This is a genomic window from Peribacillus sp. AS_2 (assembly GCF_026891895.1).
In the GTDB taxonomy this organism is placed as follows: Bacteria; Bacillota; Bacilli; order Bacillales; family DSM-1321; genus Peribacillus; species Peribacillus frigoritolerans.
In genome coordinates this window covers 1-13,799 of sequence record NZ_JAPTGA010000003.1, presented here as the reverse complement: position 1 = coordinate 13,799, position 13,799 = coordinate 1, and the positions used below count along the sequence as shown (strand labels likewise).

15 protein-coding genes, 15 tRNA genes and 3 pseudogenes are annotated in these 13,799 nt (G+C 40.1%); 5 read left to right on the top strand and 28 right to left on the bottom strand.

Annotated features, from left to right (window positions below; all coding sequences use genetic code 11):
* Positions 1 to 39: 39 nt before the first annotated feature.
* Positions 40 to 627 (bottom strand): DUF6241 domain-containing protein, encoded by a 588-nt coding sequence (locus OTG27_RS05660; protein ID WP_268936448.1) that lies wholly within the window; start codon positions 625 to 627, stop codon positions 40 to 42.
* A 160-nt stretch (positions 628 to 787) separates the two neighbouring features.
* On the opposite strand from OTG27_RS05660, the pseudogene OTG27_RS26640 reads away from it, so the two are divergent.
* Positions 788 to 883 (top strand): annotated as a pseudogene (locus OTG27_RS26640) (alpha/beta hydrolase); the annotation flags it as partial.
* A 125-nt stretch (positions 884 to 1,008) separates the two neighbouring features.
* Here the strand turns inward: OTG27_RS26640 and clpP are convergent.
* The 4 genes from clpP to OTG27_RS05640 form a co-directional block, all read right to left on the bottom strand.
* Positions 1,009 to 1,593 carry an ATP-dependent Clp endopeptidase proteolytic subunit ClpP gene (gene clpP / locus OTG27_RS05655; protein ID WP_034305312.1) on the bottom strand — a complete coding sequence of 195 codons (585 nt, stop codon included), beginning with the start codon at positions 1,591 to 1,593 and terminating at the stop codon, positions 1,009 to 1,011.
* Between the two features lie 30 nt (positions 1,594 to 1,623).
* Complete coding sequence (locus tag OTG27_RS05650) at positions 1,624 to 2,331, bottom strand: sigma-70 family RNA polymerase sigma factor (RefSeq protein WP_268936447.1); 708 nt, start codon at positions 2,329 to 2,331, stop codon at positions 1,624 to 1,626.
* A gap of 129 nt (positions 2,332 to 2,460) precedes the next feature.
* Complete coding sequence (locus tag OTG27_RS05645) at positions 2,461 to 2,622, bottom strand: hypothetical protein (protein WP_268936446.1); 162 nt, start codon at positions 2,620 to 2,622, stop codon at positions 2,461 to 2,463.
* A 37-nt stretch (positions 2,623 to 2,659) separates the two neighbouring features.
* Positions 2,660 to 2,986, bottom strand: a complete 327-nt coding sequence (locus OTG27_RS05640) for a hypothetical protein (protein ID WP_268936445.1) — start codon at positions 2,984 to 2,986, stop codon at positions 2,660 to 2,662.
* Positions 2,987 to 3,344: 358 nt separating this feature from the next.
* Between OTG27_RS05640 and OTG27_RS05635 the strand changes: the two genes are divergently transcribed.
* Positions 3,345 to 3,866 (top strand): tyrosine-type recombinase/integrase, encoded by a 522-nt coding sequence (locus OTG27_RS05635; protein ID WP_052137229.1) that lies wholly within the window; start codon positions 3,345 to 3,347, stop codon positions 3,864 to 3,866.
* Entirely contained in the window at positions 3,853 to 4,047 is a 195-nt protein-coding gene (locus OTG27_RS05630; RefSeq protein WP_098864911.1) for a hypothetical protein, read from the top strand. Before OTG27_RS05635 ends, OTG27_RS05630 begins: the two co-directional genes overlap by 14 nt.
* A 126-nt stretch (positions 4,048 to 4,173) precedes the next feature.
* Here OTG27_RS05630 and glsA read toward each other — a convergent pair whose 3' ends face one another.
* On the bottom strand, positions 4,174 to 5,115 hold the full coding sequence (glsA, locus tag OTG27_RS05625; RefSeq protein WP_268936664.1) for a glutaminase A: 942 nt from the start codon (positions 5,113 to 5,115) through the stop codon (positions 4,174 to 4,176).
* Positions 5,116 to 5,594: 479 nt separating this feature from the next.
* Between glsA and OTG27_RS05620 the strand changes: the two genes are divergently transcribed.
* Positions 5,595 to 5,801: a hypothetical protein gene (locus OTG27_RS05620; RefSeq protein WP_063577327.1), complete on the top strand. Its 207-nt coding sequence runs from the start codon at positions 5,595 to 5,597 to the stop codon at positions 5,799 to 5,801.
* Positions 5,802 to 6,175: 374 nt separating this feature from the next.
* Entirely contained in the window at positions 6,176 to 6,466 is a 291-nt protein-coding gene (locus OTG27_RS05615) for a hypothetical protein (protein ID WP_034305321.1), read from the top strand.
* A gap of 270 nt (positions 6,467 to 6,736) precedes the next feature.
* On the opposite strand, the gene OTG27_RS05610 is transcribed toward OTG27_RS05615, so the two are convergent.
* The 22 genes and pseudogenes from OTG27_RS05610 to OTG27_RS05505 form a co-directional block, all read right to left on the bottom strand.
* Positions 6,737 to 6,898 (bottom strand): hypothetical protein, encoded by a 162-nt coding sequence (locus OTG27_RS05610; protein ID WP_268936444.1) that lies wholly within the window; start codon positions 6,896 to 6,898, stop codon positions 6,737 to 6,739.
* A gap of 162 nt (positions 6,899 to 7,060) precedes the next feature.
* Positions 7,061 to 7,492, bottom strand: coding sequence for an ASCH domain-containing protein (locus OTG27_RS05605; RefSeq protein WP_098864910.1), 432 nt, complete (start codon positions 7,490 to 7,492; stop codon positions 7,061 to 7,063).
* 807 nt (positions 7,493 to 8,299) lie between these two features.
* Positions 8,300 to 9,022, bottom strand: a pseudogene (locus OTG27_RS05600) (hypothetical protein); the annotation flags it as partial.
* 335 nt (positions 9,023 to 9,357) lie between these two features.
* Positions 9,358 to 9,582: a hypothetical protein gene (locus OTG27_RS05595; RefSeq protein ID WP_268936443.1), complete on the bottom strand. Its 225-nt coding sequence runs from the start codon at positions 9,580 to 9,582 to the stop codon at positions 9,358 to 9,360.
* Between the two features lie 368 nt (positions 9,583 to 9,950).
* A pseudogene (locus OTG27_RS05590) lies at positions 9,951 to 10,244 on the bottom strand (tyrosine-type recombinase/integrase); the annotation flags it as partial.
* A gap of 226 nt (positions 10,245 to 10,470) precedes the next feature.
* A complete protein-coding gene (locus OTG27_RS05585; protein WP_098864908.1) occupies positions 10,471 to 10,998 on the bottom strand; it encodes a DUF6241 domain-containing protein in 528 nt (175 codons plus the stop codon).
* A gap of 544 nt (positions 10,999 to 11,542) precedes the next feature.
* Complete coding sequence (locus OTG27_RS05580) at positions 11,543 to 11,905, bottom strand: site-specific integrase (RefSeq protein ID WP_268936442.1); 363 nt, start codon at positions 11,903 to 11,905, stop codon at positions 11,543 to 11,545.
* Between the two features lie 442 nt (positions 11,906 to 12,347).
* Positions 12,348 to 12,428: transfer RNA gene (locus tag OTG27_RS05575), tRNA-Leu, on the bottom strand.
* 8 nt (positions 12,429 to 12,436) lie between these two features.
* Positions 12,437 to 12,510, bottom strand: a tRNA-Cys gene (locus OTG27_RS05570).
* Positions 12,511 to 12,519: 9 nt separating this feature from the next.
* Positions 12,520 to 12,594, bottom strand: a tRNA-Gly gene (locus OTG27_RS05565).
* A gap of 3 nt (positions 12,595 to 12,597) precedes the next feature.
* Positions 12,598 to 12,672, bottom strand: a tRNA-Gln gene (locus OTG27_RS05560).
* A gap of 35 nt (positions 12,673 to 12,707) precedes the next feature.
* Positions 12,708 to 12,783: transfer RNA gene (locus OTG27_RS05555), tRNA-His, on the bottom strand.
* A gap of 17 nt (positions 12,784 to 12,800) precedes the next feature.
* Positions 12,801 to 12,874: transfer RNA gene (locus OTG27_RS05550), tRNA-Trp, on the bottom strand.
* 9 nt (positions 12,875 to 12,883) lie between these two features.
* Positions 12,884 to 12,967, bottom strand: a tRNA-Tyr gene (locus tag OTG27_RS05545).
* A gap of 16 nt (positions 12,968 to 12,983) precedes the next feature.
* A tRNA-Thr gene (locus tag OTG27_RS05540) sits at positions 12,984 to 13,059 on the bottom strand.
* A gap of 7 nt (positions 13,060 to 13,066) precedes the next feature.
* Positions 13,067 to 13,142 (bottom strand) — tRNA-Phe (locus OTG27_RS05535).
* Between the two features lie 12 nt (positions 13,143 to 13,154).
* Positions 13,155 to 13,230 (bottom strand) — tRNA-Asp (locus OTG27_RS05530).
* A gap of 5 nt (positions 13,231 to 13,235) precedes the next feature.
* Positions 13,236 to 13,309: transfer RNA gene (locus tag OTG27_RS05525), tRNA-Met, on the bottom strand.
* Between the two features lie 102 nt (positions 13,310 to 13,411).
* A tRNA-Val gene (locus OTG27_RS05520) sits at positions 13,412 to 13,487 on the bottom strand.
* A 15-nt stretch (positions 13,488 to 13,502) separates the two neighbouring features.
* Positions 13,503 to 13,577, bottom strand: a tRNA-Glu gene (locus OTG27_RS05515).
* 9 nt (positions 13,578 to 13,586) lie between these two features.
* A tRNA-Ser gene (locus OTG27_RS05510) sits at positions 13,587 to 13,678 on the bottom strand.
* Positions 13,679 to 13,683: 5 nt separating this feature from the next.
* Positions 13,684 to 13,758: transfer RNA gene (locus tag OTG27_RS05505), tRNA-Asn, on the bottom strand.
* Positions 13,759 to 13,799 lie beyond the last annotated feature (41 nt).

The window sequence follows — 13,799 nt, the reverse complement described above, 5'->3', positions numbered from 1 at the left end:
AGCCAACTCGCCCTTTGGCATTTTCAGTACTTTGTCCCCTCATTTAAAATTAACTTCAATGAATTCAATCTCTTCTGCCCGACTTAATGTTCCATGGGCTTTTCCAACGGTGCCCTCTTTATCTTCCCAAAAGAAGTTATGGTCCTGAACGATCGTGCTAAAATCAAAGTCTCGCCACCGGGCAGCGATGGACAGCAATCTTTCTCTATGCTGAAAATCACTTGAATCCACTATTTTATAAACTTCTTCTATAATCTTAGGGGACATCGGTATAGCTCCCCATTTATCTTGCGAGCGAACCTTTTGATGAGTCATTTTATGCATGACGTCCATGACTTCCATTTCGGTTGAGCCCTCATCAAGTCCCGTTTCAAATTCAATCCCATCATATATCGCTGTTTTCGCTTCAAGTTCCGCAGCTTTAGCTTTCGCTTCCCTTTTGGCTTCGATTTTTTCATCTTCTCTTTCTCTTTCAATTTGTTCTTTGGCTTCCCTGGCCTCCATTACGAGTTGAGCTTTTTCGTACTCATTGGAGTTCTCCATGATTTTAAAGGAAGCAACCCCCACCCCGAATAATGCAACAGCAGAGATTCCACTAATAAGTAAAACCTTTTGCGGTTTCTTCATAAAAACTTCCTCCAAGATTGATAATGTCAGATACTATTTATTTTAACATATTAAATGGATGGACTATCCAGAAAAGGAAGACATCCAAACCCAGATATCAATAATTACCCAAGATAACATTCCATTTTTTCAAGAAGATTCATTCGTCACTTATTGCATACTGGATGACATATATAATGCAGCAACAGTATACAAAGACAAATTGATAATACCGGGTGCCGGGCATTGTGAAGCTGAGGTAGTGGATTTGGAATAGTATTGAAACAAGGTATGGGGTTTTGTGGATAAATAGATGGAGTAATGGGAAAAAGGTAAAAAAAACTGCCAATCTAATATCGGCAGTTTCTTTTCGTTTTCGTACAGCCAGCGTCTTTATCAGAATTAATTATCCTGAACGATTATTTCATCGATTATACCGTAATCCTTCGCCTCATTTGCACTTAAGAAGTAATCGCGATCTGTGTCCTTCGCCACCTTTTCGATAGGCTGACCGGTCCTTTCCGAGATGATTTGATTGATATGATCCTTCAGCTTCAAAATCCTTCGGGCAGAAATTTCGATTTCCGTTGCTTGCCCCCTCGCCCCACCAAGCGGTTGATGAAGCATGATTTCACTATTTGGCAAAGCGCACCTTTTCCCTTTCGTACCCGCCAATAAAAGCATGGCACCGAATGATGCGGCCATCCCCGTACATACAGTCCGGATATCAGGCTTAATATATTGCATCGTATCATAAATGGCGAAACCGGCACTGGTCGATCCCCCGGGACTGTTTATGAAGATAGTAATTTCTTTATCAGGTGCATCTGCTGCCAAGAATAACAATTGGGCAACCACACTATTGGCTAAATGATCGGTGATTTCTTCCCCAATCATGATGATACGGTCTTTTAGAAGTCTGGAATAAATATCGTACGAGCGCTCACCCTTGCTGGATTGCTCAATTACATATGGAATGGTGGTCATATCTCTTCTTCCTCCTAACAATAATATTGGCTATGCAGCCATTGAGAGTGTGTTTGAAGGAGTGAAGCTTGATTTGGAAAGATTCGAACGATTCATCAGTTTAGGAATCATCGACGCACTCTTCAGGGATTTGAAAGATGGGATGCTTCTAATGAGGATATCCGGATTTTGGGCTTTTAAAGCCTGTGTCATCAGGGACATGAGCCGCTGCTCCTCCTCATCCTGCCAATCTTCCACGCAAGACAACCTACGATCTTCAACGTCATTCTCAAAACGCTTCTTCACACGGTTCAAGATTGCCTTTACAGCCGTTTCCGTGGTGTTCAAGTAATCTGAGATTTCTTTTGACCGGTAGAGGAATCCTTCCTTTAATATGAACACTACAGCTTGTTTCGGGGTAAGGGATTTTATTATATATTCAACCGTTTCAAAGACATTTTCCCCAACTGCCCCCAGTTGTTCGGTATCCAACAGATCGTCTAAAGATTCTTTTTTCCTTTTTCGTATCGTATCAATCCAGGAATGTCGGGCTATCGTCTTCAATAAAGCTGTGGTTATCACCGTTTTCTTCCCATAGCCCTGCATTGCCTTCAATATCGTTTCCTGAGCCAAATCATCCCCATCCCAATTATTTTGGGTCAGAAATCGGCAAAATCGAATCAATTCAGGATAAACTTCACGCAAAATTGCACCGTTATCCTTTTCTTCAGAAATATCTTCCCTCAACTTATTTATCATTTTTCTCACTCCTTCAACACCCTCTATCCTCTAAACGTTTCAGAAAGAGAAAAAGATATGGGGGTGAAAAAATTTCCTTCATGCTTCATTATATTCTATTCCATTTTTTCCATTGGATTTCCTTTCATACTAAAAACCTGTTTGGTTAAGATCCAAACAGGCTAATATGGGCTTCCCCCGCTGTGTACCCGGTTCATCACCAATCATTTCAGTGTAGACCATTACTCCCGTGCTTTCCGCTCCATTCCAATAAGCCAGCCAGACGCTTGGATGTACGTACCTAATGTCCATGGTGTGAATCCTTAATTTGTTCATAGGAACTCCGCTGCTATTCCAAGTGTTCAATGCATTCGACCGTGTATTCGCTAGGTTCCATTTCGTTTACTTCCATACCAAACCAACTGGAGGAGCGACTCTCATTAGCGCTATCTTTACAATAGTTCACTATAGAACCTGCTGGCTTTTCTTCAGACTCTTGATCGCTCATCTCTTCAAAATTCACCGACCGCTCGTTATGACGCTCGCTGTCTGACTTTTCATTATCCAGGTCTGCGAACATGAACATGCAGTAAAAAACCAAAACCATAATTGCCATGGTGATCAACCTTGACATTATAGGGTGTAATTTTTTCAATATAGCCAAAACTCTCTTCATGGTGGTTTCCCCAATCCTGCTAAAGCATATTACATTCAGAATGAATTAATTCATCTATTAAATATCCATCAATAACACTAGTTTAGAAAAATATTACTATTTTCATTATATCAAGTTCCAGAAGTTTTTATTGCCATTATTCAATAAACAACTAAAAATACTCCGAACCCTATAAAATGGACAGTCCAAAAAATATCAATATACCCCTCAAATTGACTTCCCTCCTTTTTCAGTGTTACTCTTAAAAGTATACATTCAAAATACTGATTCCATTGGCGTGAATTAAGGGTGATCACTTTTGCCAAAAGAACATTTAATAGACGTTCAACCAATCAGATCATCGGAAAAATTAGATGATATGAAATGGTCATTGAAAAGACATTGCAGCGAGAGAGACTACATATTGTTCTTGTTAGGCATCAATACCGGCTTACGGGTGACTGATCTATTATCGCTGAAGATAAAGGACATTGAAGGCAAGATGGAGGTCATCATCAAGGAAGGGAAAACAAAAAAGCCAAGAATGATACAGCTTAATACTATATGTAATGAATTGGCCGCCTATATAGCCACCATTGATGGTGAATGGCTATTCCCCTCACGCAAGGGTGATAAGCCAATAAGTAAGATACAAGCATACAGACAGCTTAATAAAGCAGCGGACATGGTGGACATCGAGGGCGTCGGTACACATACCATGCGGAAAACATTCGGGTACTGGCACTATAAACGTAGTAAGAACCTCGCTGAGTTACAAATGATCCTTAACCATTCACACCCTGTAATTACACTTAAGTACATTGGGGTTGCTGATGAAGGAACAGAGGGCAGCTTATATGACTTTACACTATGGGAGGACGGAAGAAATGTCACTGACTGAATACAATGCAAAATATGAATCTATCATTCGCAGCAATATTTCCGACAGACAAAAGGCATTGAAGTTAGCTGATCTAATGATCGATATGGAAGGCCAGCTAAAAAATGAAATCGGGGAACATCGAAATAAAGAGGTAAATGCTTTATATAAAAAAGTATCCCTTTTCTCCAACTTGTTATGAAATAGTCCTAAGACCTTGCCCTGATGTGCAAAGGTCTTTTTTTTGCCTTGAAAGTAAAATTTGTTTCCTTAAGGCTTTACACTGAACTCAATTAACATCCGACTGACTCGGTACTGGTTTCCATGTTTACAAATTAAACATACTTAAGGAATACTTTTTCGCCATCATTTCCAAGATTTTTATCCCGGCAACGCTGTTCCCCTTCTCATCCAGCGCTGCACCATAAATTCCAATCCCGCATTTTCCGGGGACGGCCCCCATGATTCCCCCTGACACACCGCTTTTAGCCGGTATGCCAACATTAATGGCAAATTCACCTGATGCGTTATACATGCCGCAGGTAACCATGAATGTCTTGCAAATACGGGCAATGTCCCCTGGGATGATTTGCTTTCCCGTCAGTAAATCTTTCCCATTCATGGCAAGCACACAGCCTATCCTCGCTAAATCCTGACTGTCCATTTCAATGGCACACTGCTTCGAATACAATTCGATTAAATCCTCCACATCCTCATTTATTACTTGATGCTGTTTTAAAAAATAACTTAACGACCTATTCAAGTCTGCTGTATTATATTCTGACCGGGCAACATCTTCATTAAAGCCGATATTCGGATTTTGCGTCAACTTCCGGATAAAATGTAAAATACGCTGAAATCGCTCGGTTACACTGGCACCCTCTATCATGTGGGTCACAGTCAATGCTCCTGCATTAATCATGGGGTTTAACGGCTTGGATGGCTTGTTTGTCTCTAGCTTGGCAATCGAATTAAAAGGATCCCCAGTGGGTTCCTTTCCTACATAGGAAAAAACATGATCCTCCCCTTTTTCCATTAATACAAGAGCAAGTGTCAAAACTTTTGATATGCTTTGAAGGGTCATTTTACCGCTTACATTCCCCGCACAATATCCTTTCCCGTCAGGATAATAAATAGCAACAGACAAATCCTCAGGATTCGCCTTTTCAAGAGCCGGTATATAGTTTGCCACTGTTCCGTTACTCGTATATTTTTTTGCCTCATCAACCAGTTGCTGTAATTCGTCATTGGACCTGCATTGACATCCCATATTGTTCACAATTTTCCGCCCCTTAGAAAATTTGTTTTGTGAAGTGTTCTTAGATAGTGTTTTTTTATTTATTGCCATATTCCATCGATATTATTAAAAATACTGCGAGGCGGCTACTTTCCTGGTCTTGGATTTCTTAAATAATAATTCTTTAATGAAATTTTTAAATGCTCCTCCATTTATTATTTACTGATTTTAATTACCCTTTATAAGGTCTTCCTATACCTCTCTCCTGTTTAATGCACAGGTTCTTTTTTAAAAAATAAAGAAAAACAACAACAACATATATAACAAAGGTCAAGCTGTAAGACAGGTGGGCTAACGCCTTGTAAAAAAACAGGGGCAACCTTCTCTGTTCTTTAAAGATTTAATTGAAAAAAGAAGGAATTAGAAGCGATTAGACGGAAATATAGAACATACGAATATTATTGCATAAGCTTTTATATGTATCTCACACTTGATGGAAAGTAGGAAAGGTCATGGGAAAATCAAAAAGTTTACAAGAAATCTATAACGCTAACCGTCCAGAAAATAATGAACTTTTCCGAGCGATACAACAGCAGCTACAACTGAAATATCCAGACAAACGAATGACAGCTACGAGAACCATGCAAATAATTGTGGCTGATAGTGTTTCATCTGGAGAGCTGCGTAATGTGGGAGCCCGCCTTCTTTACAGTTTATAAGGATCTGTGATTCATAAGCCCTTTTAAATTTCCGAACACAGAAACAGTCTCATAATTGAAAGAATTTCTAAAAAAATGGCGTTGAATAAAGTAAATAGAAGAAGTATATAATCCAACTTGTTATGATCGAGCCTGAGACCTAAAGATGTTCGTTTCGTAAACAAACTTCATTCTTTCGCCTACGTCGTGCGCCCTGTGCAATGATTTTTGCCTTTGGAAAAGTCTCAGATATTTTATTACTCAATTTCAATATATATCTACTTTCAACTGGTGAGTAAAAATGCTCAAAAGATAAAGATTGACAACATTTTTAGAGTGACTCATACTAGTAGTGACTCAGGTGACAGAATATTATGAATAGTGGAGGGGTAATTATGAATAAGATTTTCGTTCCTAACGCAATCGCCACTTTAACAAGGCTTTTCTACAGTTCGACTACAACGAATGAGTATTTAGCTATGAGAACCGCTCAATTCTACATTGAAGACCTGAAGTTACTGCAAGACGTGGAGGCTGTTGCCTTGGCGATCGAAAATCAAAATGCTTTCGCATTAATGTCTAAATTCAAATTATTTGATTATAAGGCTGCTGAAAAAATTGAAATCGCACTCTCCGCTTCTGGCTATACCGAAGCAGACTTGAATGCTATGAATATTGAATTCTAAATCATTTATCAAAGTTAACGAAACGAATGGCAGAGTTAATACTCTTTGACCATTCGTTTTTTTTAATCGTAGTAACAAACGTGCTCCTTAATAGAGAATTCATGTATCGTTTTGTAGCTTCAATAGGCGTCTGTCACAGCGTATCACATGATATTCTAATACCCTTAATCACTCCCATGATGTTTGTTTGCTCCTTCGTTTCACTTTTCCTACATTCTTGAGTGATGGAAAATCATTTGATCTTGTAGTGTCATGAACACAAAAAAAGCTTCACACAATTAAGTGTGAAGCTTTTTGTAATAGCAATCCTTCGCTATTGGTGATACCGGTGTCCGGGGTCGAACCGGCACTCCAGAGGAACACGATTTTGAGTCGGGCTAAAAAAATGTTAATCCCCATTTGCGGAAACCGATATCCTTTAAAAACCATCATATTTCTCCCTCTTTTTGAACCGCGCAATGGGGAAACAAGCAAAAATTAGTCTCAGAACTATGAAAAACCACCAAAAAAACAGTAAATTCCTAATCAAATGGCAACCCCAAAGAGAACCACAAGCATAGAATTTCCAGATTCAGTGCCACTATGGTTTGATACTTATATTTTTCCGCTAAACTCCCACAGCCCAAGCTGCCCTTTTGCAGGAATATATTCATCGAGCATCCGCATGTCCTCAATTTCCCAGGCATAGCCGCCAACTCTGTAATCCCCTAAAAACAAGTCATTCCCTGAAATAACCCGACTATCTTCTAAGACCGCCCAGTTTCCATTGTTTTCTTCTATTTTCAAACAGTTTTTCAGCTTGCAGACTCCAATTATCATTCCGGTCGGCAGATTATCTTCTGTATACCCATGCTTAGCCAGCAGCTCGGCAACTCCATCCAGTCTACAGGCGGGCTTATCTACTTTTTTGCTCGTATGAATAGCAAGAGGACCCCGATAATGCGTTCTCCAAGTCCTTGTTTCATATTCGGATTCCCTAAGGACAAATAAGCTTGCCCAAGGCTGGATCATCGACAGTACTTTCATTATTTATCCCCCTGCTCCTGACATCATTAAGTTAATTGGTTATATAGTTCCCTTGAATAAGGATAATATAGACTGTATCTAGATTTAATGTTCTCTTTTGCCATAAAAAAGACAGCTAACCAAAATGTACGCTGTCCTCGTGGTCCTAACTATATTTTGTTGCAACACTAAGTGCATGTAGACATAATAGATGTAGTGCAACTCCCTAAAAAATAATAGGCATTAGGAACGGAAACTTCGTAGCTTTTTCGAAATTTCCCGCCTTCAATATATAAAAAACGGCTCTTGGGCCCGCCTAAATTGCCCTGAACCGTTCTTTTTCATTGCCCGCCACGTTGCCGCATGACAGGCGTTCCGTTCGATGGTCATTGCCGTGATCCTGTCTTAATTCCGGCGTTGCCGCGCCGTTTATTTACCTTTTCGGTTTCAAACGCCTATAGCTTCCATGACTGGACCCGAATTCATTAAATAATCCTTGTCATTTTCGTCCAAATTAACGAGATAAACGTTCAGATCGCTTGTAGGAGTTGCTTTATAAACAGCTAACCTTTCGTGAGTCACGAAAACTTTATTGCCTGATAAAAGAAGGCCAGGTGTATTTTCTGATGGATAAATCTTCCCTCAAATAAGTAAGTTACGGTAATTTTTTTAGCGTTTTTCATATAATCGCCTCCAATATTTTATTTATCGGCGAATACTTGGATTGCTCAATAAGTGAGGTAGTTGAATTTATCGAAAAGAAAGAGGATGCGGAATAATCCCCCGACTTCCTCTTTTTTATTAGACTTTGTTAAAGATTAAGGTTGATCAACTAGTCTGCCCTACAGCCGTAATTTTGCAAGTTGAAATTGCAAATCTAACGATTGTTTCAGGACTTATTGGTAAAGTACCTAACACTATGCCAAGACCTGTTTGTTCCACGTTAAAATCTGCTGCAATAGAACCATTACTTGCTAAAAGATTCACTGTAGAACCGATAAGTGTATCCAGCAATTGTCTAATTGGTCGTTCACGACACTCACATTCGCACCCAGAATCAACAGGTGGCAACAAATTGATAGTTGGTCCTGGAGGTAAAAATCCTACCCCTGTTACATCAGAAATATTTACACTAAAGGTTGTCACTCCATCTGTAACAGTAACTAAAAAATCATTCACTTGAATAATAGTAAATAAAAAAAAGAGAGGAGGTACATTTGGTGCGTCTGCAATAGTGCCAAGAATTACAGTTTGCCCAACAAGTTGTTGTAAAACGTTCTGCATAGGAAAAACACAGCAATCACATAGACAACCTGCATCTTCTCCTGGAGGCCCTTGTGGTCCTTGAGGTCCTGGAGATCCTGAAGGCCCTTGAGGTCCTTGAGGTCCTGGAGATCCTGAAGGCCCTTGAGGCCCTTGAGGCCCTAGAGGTCCTGAAGGCCCTTGTGGTCCTGGAGGTCCTGAAGGTCCTGGAGGTCCTAGAGGTCCTCGTAGTCCTCGGGGCCCTGGAATTCCTGGAACTCCTTGGAGACCTGGAGGACCCGGAGGTCCTTGATGAACAGGGGGACAACAACAGATCCTATTAAAACAGAGAGGACAGCAAAAATTAGAATTAGATGACATAAAATTCCCCTCCTTCTAAATAATATATTTTTGTTTTTTAATATTGCGTGACCGTTTGTCCTTATAGTTGTAACTAAATAGAAAAATATAGCTTTTACCAGCGTTCCGACCTTGTTCCGGAATTAAGTTTCTCTCTGGATGAATTGCTGAGCTAGTTTCGCAATATGCGTCTTATGCAAAACATTGGACCATCTTTCCTTGTTCAACTAAACTGCCCAGTTAGTTCATCAAGAAAATCAACAACATCCTTTAACAGAGCCTTTTTATTTAACAACGATTCGCACTCCGCCTTCACTCGACCTGCTTGGCGCTGGTTCGCTCCTTAACGAACTCATGAACTCCGTAAATGATTCGCTTTGAAAGACCTTAAATGGATAATTTCCGTCGATTGCATAGCGCTGATCCGAAAGTATTAGGACGTGCGGGAACGGATTATCGATAACACCATTTTCGTATAACAGACAATATCGGTCGAGTTTCTCATCCATCTGCTTAGAGCTGTAAACTGTTTTCTGTACCTCGATAAAAAACGGAGTGCGCCGAAAGTGTACGTATATGTCCGGCTCGCAGCATCCGTCCTTTTTCCGTCCCTACTTCGGCTCAACTAAAAACGATTCCAGGTCGCCAAGCTTCAGCATCTCTTTATAGACGTTTAATATCGCCAAAAAATGACCTACTTTCTGCGATTGTTGTTTCATCTGTACGTTTGGACCGAAATAGCAATACGGAATAAAGGCGGTCGAGCGTTGTATCTCTCCGTCCCTGTGTAGTTGGAGCAAGACGTTATTCGCTGCGTATTTCGGGTTTTTTAACCCCGTGAAGAAAAGAAAAAAACGCCACCCGAAGTGACGCTTAATTAGTAGTTTCGTTTCTTTAACGTATTTAATGGAGAAAACTTCCGGTGCTGCTCTTTCAAATCTTCCGCGAATAGGTTAACGTATATCCGGACCATTTCAAACGTAGTATGTCCGAGTATCTGCTGAAGCTCGAATATCCCGGTGCCATTCTTAACGCTCATCTTTGCAAAGGTATGTCGGAACGTATGCGGTCTGCAACGTACATCTTTTATACCCGCCTGCTCTCCGTAATCGTGTATTCGTGATTGTACCTAGCGTTTAGTTAACGGGGTATCGTCTACGGTCACAAACAATCTTTTCTAAAGCTTTATATAAGTTCGTTTCTTCTTTCTTTGCTCCAAGCTGAAGATCATATCCAATAAATTTTGCTGAATTATGAACTTCATCACAACAAAGAAATTTGAAATTTGATGTCCTTGCTGCGGACAAGCTACAATAGGACCACCCAGGTCCTTTTTGTTTTGGTTAATAAAATATTGATTTTAAAATAAAAAATAAGCCTTGATGGGCTCGTTTTTGTTAAAAGTTATTATCGATAAATTCTGCTTCTTCATCCGAGTTAAGGACTCCAGTAGCTTTTCCAACAGTTCCTCCTTGATATTCCCAAAAGAAGTTATGATCTTGATCAACGTTTTCAAAGTTTCCTTCTTTCCAACCAGTTACGATCCTTAACAAATAACTTTTAAGAGAGAAATCGCTGCCTTTCACTATTTCGTAAACTTCGTTAATGTTTTCAGAAGTCATCTGAACTGATCCCCATTTGTCTTCAGAAATAACTTTTTGATGTGTCATGTGATGCATAACCTCAATGACTTCGTCTTGAGTTGAATTAGGACTAAGACCAGTTGAATCTTCAACTCCGCCAATTGCTGCAGTTTGTTCTTCCATTTCTGCTTCTTCATCATCCTTATTCAAAATTTCCCCAGGAGTATTTCTAGATTCCCGCCTTTCTTCATAATTTTTAGCATTCTGATAAATTGTCATTACCACTGAGATAACTGCTGCAGCTGTTATAAGTCCAACCATTGACCATCTAAATTTGTTCATTGTAAGTTCCTCCGAGTCATAGTTCGATTATCACTCATTTCAGTTACATCCTTTTATGGATAAGCTAACCATTATTATATTAACAGAAACTATTAACAAATAATCTTAAACTATTAAGTAACCATATAGATAGAAAGATATAAAATTTTTATCTTATAATAAAAAAATAGAGCATATGTTATTAATCCTCAAAATCATCTAAATCTAAATTGATTTGATGGGATTAATAATCACTCTGAATTGGCCATTAAACTATTCCCTATATAAAAATTCTATATAAAAGTTATTGGAATACAGAGCATCCTGAGACTTCTAGGGATTATATAAATCTTACCAGTTAATTAATTGAACATTGGAATCATTTAATCTTCCTTCAAATATCTCATAGGGATCAATTTGAAGCAAATCCTGATATAGATAACTTTGGAGCTTATTTAGAACTTGCTTAGAAAACACCTTATATAAAAGCCAATTGAAGCATGGACCTCTTTTAAGACCCTGTAACAAACTTCTTTACTCAATCCTTTTAATCGATATTCAGAAATTAATTTATTTTTAATTCTTTATTAACCTGGCTTATGAACAGTTTGGTCGTCTCAACGTCTCCTCTTATCTTTATATATCTGCTTAGCTGCTCTTGTGTCGTTTCAGATAAATAAACCATTCTTTCAAAGAGACTCTTTGTTCTTCTAATAATGATAATGTTCCCTCTAACATCATCTGCTTCAATTCCTACAAGTTCAGACAATCTAACTCCAGTATCTAGGAAAACAAGTATGATTACTTCATCTCTAAAGGATATAAACGTTTTTTCTTTTCTAATTGTCCTTATAAGTTTCTCAATTTCTTTATTGTCCAAAGTTTCAATTGTCTTTTGTCTATCCCTTAATAATTTGATGTTCTTCATTGGGTTCTATCGATAAGTTTGTTCTTACATAAAAAGTTATAGAATGCTCTTAGAGCTCTCAATCGGGTATTAATAATAGTAACTTTCATTAATTCCTTACTCTGGAGAATTAAGCTTTCTACGTCCTTTTGTACCCATTCAACGAGCTGCTTATTAATAATCTTCTTTGCTCCATGAAATTCATTTTTGTAGTATTCAATCGTCGCTGGTCTTAAGTTTCTTAAATAGCAGTCCTTAAAAAAGGCTTCAATATACTTCTTCATCTGAAATCTTCTTCTTTATAATTCTTAGTTCATCTTCCGTTAATTCTTTACGCCTTCTCATCATTAAGGCCTCCTACGCACACGATTTTGAATTATTTTTGTCGTATTTAAGACAAAGAAAAAAGGCCCCAACAATTAAGTTGAGACCTTGATTCTATAATCATTTTTCGACTATTTGATACCGGTGGCCGGGGTCGAACCGGCACTCCAGAGGAACACGATTTTGAGTCGTGCGCGTCTGCCAATTCCGCCACACCGGCATGTATGTTGGAGGCGGCAACCGGAATCGAACCGGTGGTAAAGGTTTTGCAGACCTCTGCCTTACCGCTTGGCTATGCCGCCAACGTTTTTTGGAGCGAAAGACGGGATTCGAACCCGCGACCCCAACCTTGGCAAGGTTGTATTCTACCACTGAACTACTTTCGCATATGGCTGGGCTAGAAGGGATCGAACCTTCGCATGACGGAATCAAAATCCGTTGCCTTACCGCTTGGCTATAGCCCATTAACGTTGTAATTATTATATCATATTTTTTAAAATGGGGCGACTGATGGGAATCGAACCCACGAATGCCTGAACCACAATCAGGTGCGTTAACCACTTCGCCACAATCGCCATTATAGAATTTAAATTGGCAGGGGTAGTAGGACTCGAACCCACACTGGAGGTTTTGGAGACCTCTGTTCTACCTTTAAACTATACCCCTGTAATAAAATGGTGGAGGGGGGCAGATTCGAACTGCCGAACCCGAAGGAGCGGATTTACAGTCCGCCGCGTTTAGCCACTTCGCTACCCCTCCGCATATGGATGAAACATGGTGCCGGCAAGAGGACTTGAACCCCCAACCTACTGATTACAAGTCAGTTGCTCTACCAGTTGAGCTACACCGGCACTACTATGGTGGCTCAGGACGGAATCGAACCGCCGACACAAGGATTTTCAGTCCTTTGCTCTACCGACTGAGCTACTGAGCCAAACAATAAAAATGGCGGTCCCGACGGGAATCGAACCCGCGATCTCCTGCGTGACAGGCAGGCATGTTAACCGCTACACCACGGGACCATAGATTGCGGGGACAGGATTTGAACCTGCGACCTTCGGGTTATGAGCCCGACGAGCTACCGGACTGCTCCACCCCGCGACGGTAATAATGTTGCTATTATACATCAAGTTTTCGTGTTAAGCGTTTCAATGGGCTGAATAATCAATCCTTTATGCAGAAACAACCTGATCTTATTGAAAATGGTGGAGGATGACGGGATCGAACCGCCGACCCTCTGCTTGTAAGGCAGATGCTCTCCCAGCTGAGCTAATCCTCCAATATGTTATCTAAATGGTGACCCGTACGGGATTCGAACCCGTGTTACCGCCGTGAAAGGGCGGTGTCTTAACCGCTTGACCAACGGGCCAGGTATAAATGGCGGAGAGCAAGGGATTTGAACCCTTGAGACAGGGTTACCCGTCTACACGATTTCCAATCGTGCTCCTTCGGCCACTCGGACAGCTCTCCAATAATGGCTCCGCAGGTAGGACTCGAACCTACGACCGTTCGGTTAACAGCCGAATGCTCTACCACTGAGCTACTGCGGAACAATATAAGCTTGGCGACGTCCTACTCTCACAGGGGGAAC

Coding starts and splice junctions, on each gene's coding strand:
- OTG27_RS05585 (WP_098864908.1), bottom strand. CDS start 10,998: ATGAACAAATTTAGATGGTCAATGGTTGGACTTATAACAGCTGCAGCA.
- OTG27_RS05620 (WP_063577327.1), top strand. CDS start 5,595: ATGGGAAAATCAAAAAGTTTACAAGAAATCTATAACGCTAACCGTCCA.
- OTG27_RS05630 (WP_098864911.1), top strand. CDS start 3,853: ATGTCACTGACTGAATACAATGCAAAATATGAATCTATCATTCGCAGC.
- OTG27_RS05580 (WP_268936442.1), bottom strand. CDS start 11,905: ATGAAGAACATCAAATTATTAAGGGATAGACAAAAGACAATTGAAACT.
- OTG27_RS05640 (WP_268936445.1), bottom strand. CDS start 2,986: ATGAAGAGAGTTTTGGCTATATTGAAAAAATTACACCCTATAATGTCA.
- OTG27_RS05610 (WP_268936444.1), bottom strand. CDS start 6,898: ATGATGGTTTTTAAAGGATATCGGTTTCCGCAAATGGGGATTAACATT.
- OTG27_RS05660 (WP_268936448.1), bottom strand. CDS start 627: ATGAAGAAACCGCAAAAGGTTTTACTTATTAGTGGAATCTCTGCTGTT.
- OTG27_RS05615 (WP_034305321.1), top strand. CDS start 6,176: ATGAATAAGATTTTCGTTCCTAACGCAATCGCCACTTTAACAAGGCTT.
- clpP (WP_034305312.1), bottom strand. CDS start 1,593: ATGACCACCATTCCATATGTAATTGAGCAATCCAGCAAGGGTGAGCGC.
- OTG27_RS05645 (WP_268936446.1), bottom strand. CDS start 2,622: ATGGACATTAGGTACGTACATCCAAGCGTCTGGCTGGCTTATTGGAAT.
- OTG27_RS05605 (WP_098864910.1), bottom strand. CDS start 7,492: ATGAAAGTACTGTCGATGATCCAGCCTTGGGCAAGCTTATTTGTCCTT.
- OTG27_RS05650 (WP_268936447.1), bottom strand. CDS start 2,331: ATGATAAATAAGTTGAGGGAAGATATTTCTGAAGAAAAGGATAACGGT.
- OTG27_RS05595 (WP_268936443.1), bottom strand. CDS start 9,582: ATGGATGAGAAACTCGACCGATATTGTCTGTTATACGAAAATGGTGTT.
- OTG27_RS05635 (WP_052137229.1), top strand. CDS start 3,345: ATGAAATGGTCATTGAAAAGACATTGCAGCGAGAGAGACTACATATTG.
- glsA (WP_268936664.1), bottom strand. CDS start 5,115: ATGGGATGTCAATGCAGGTCCAATGACGAATTACAGCAACTGGTTGAT.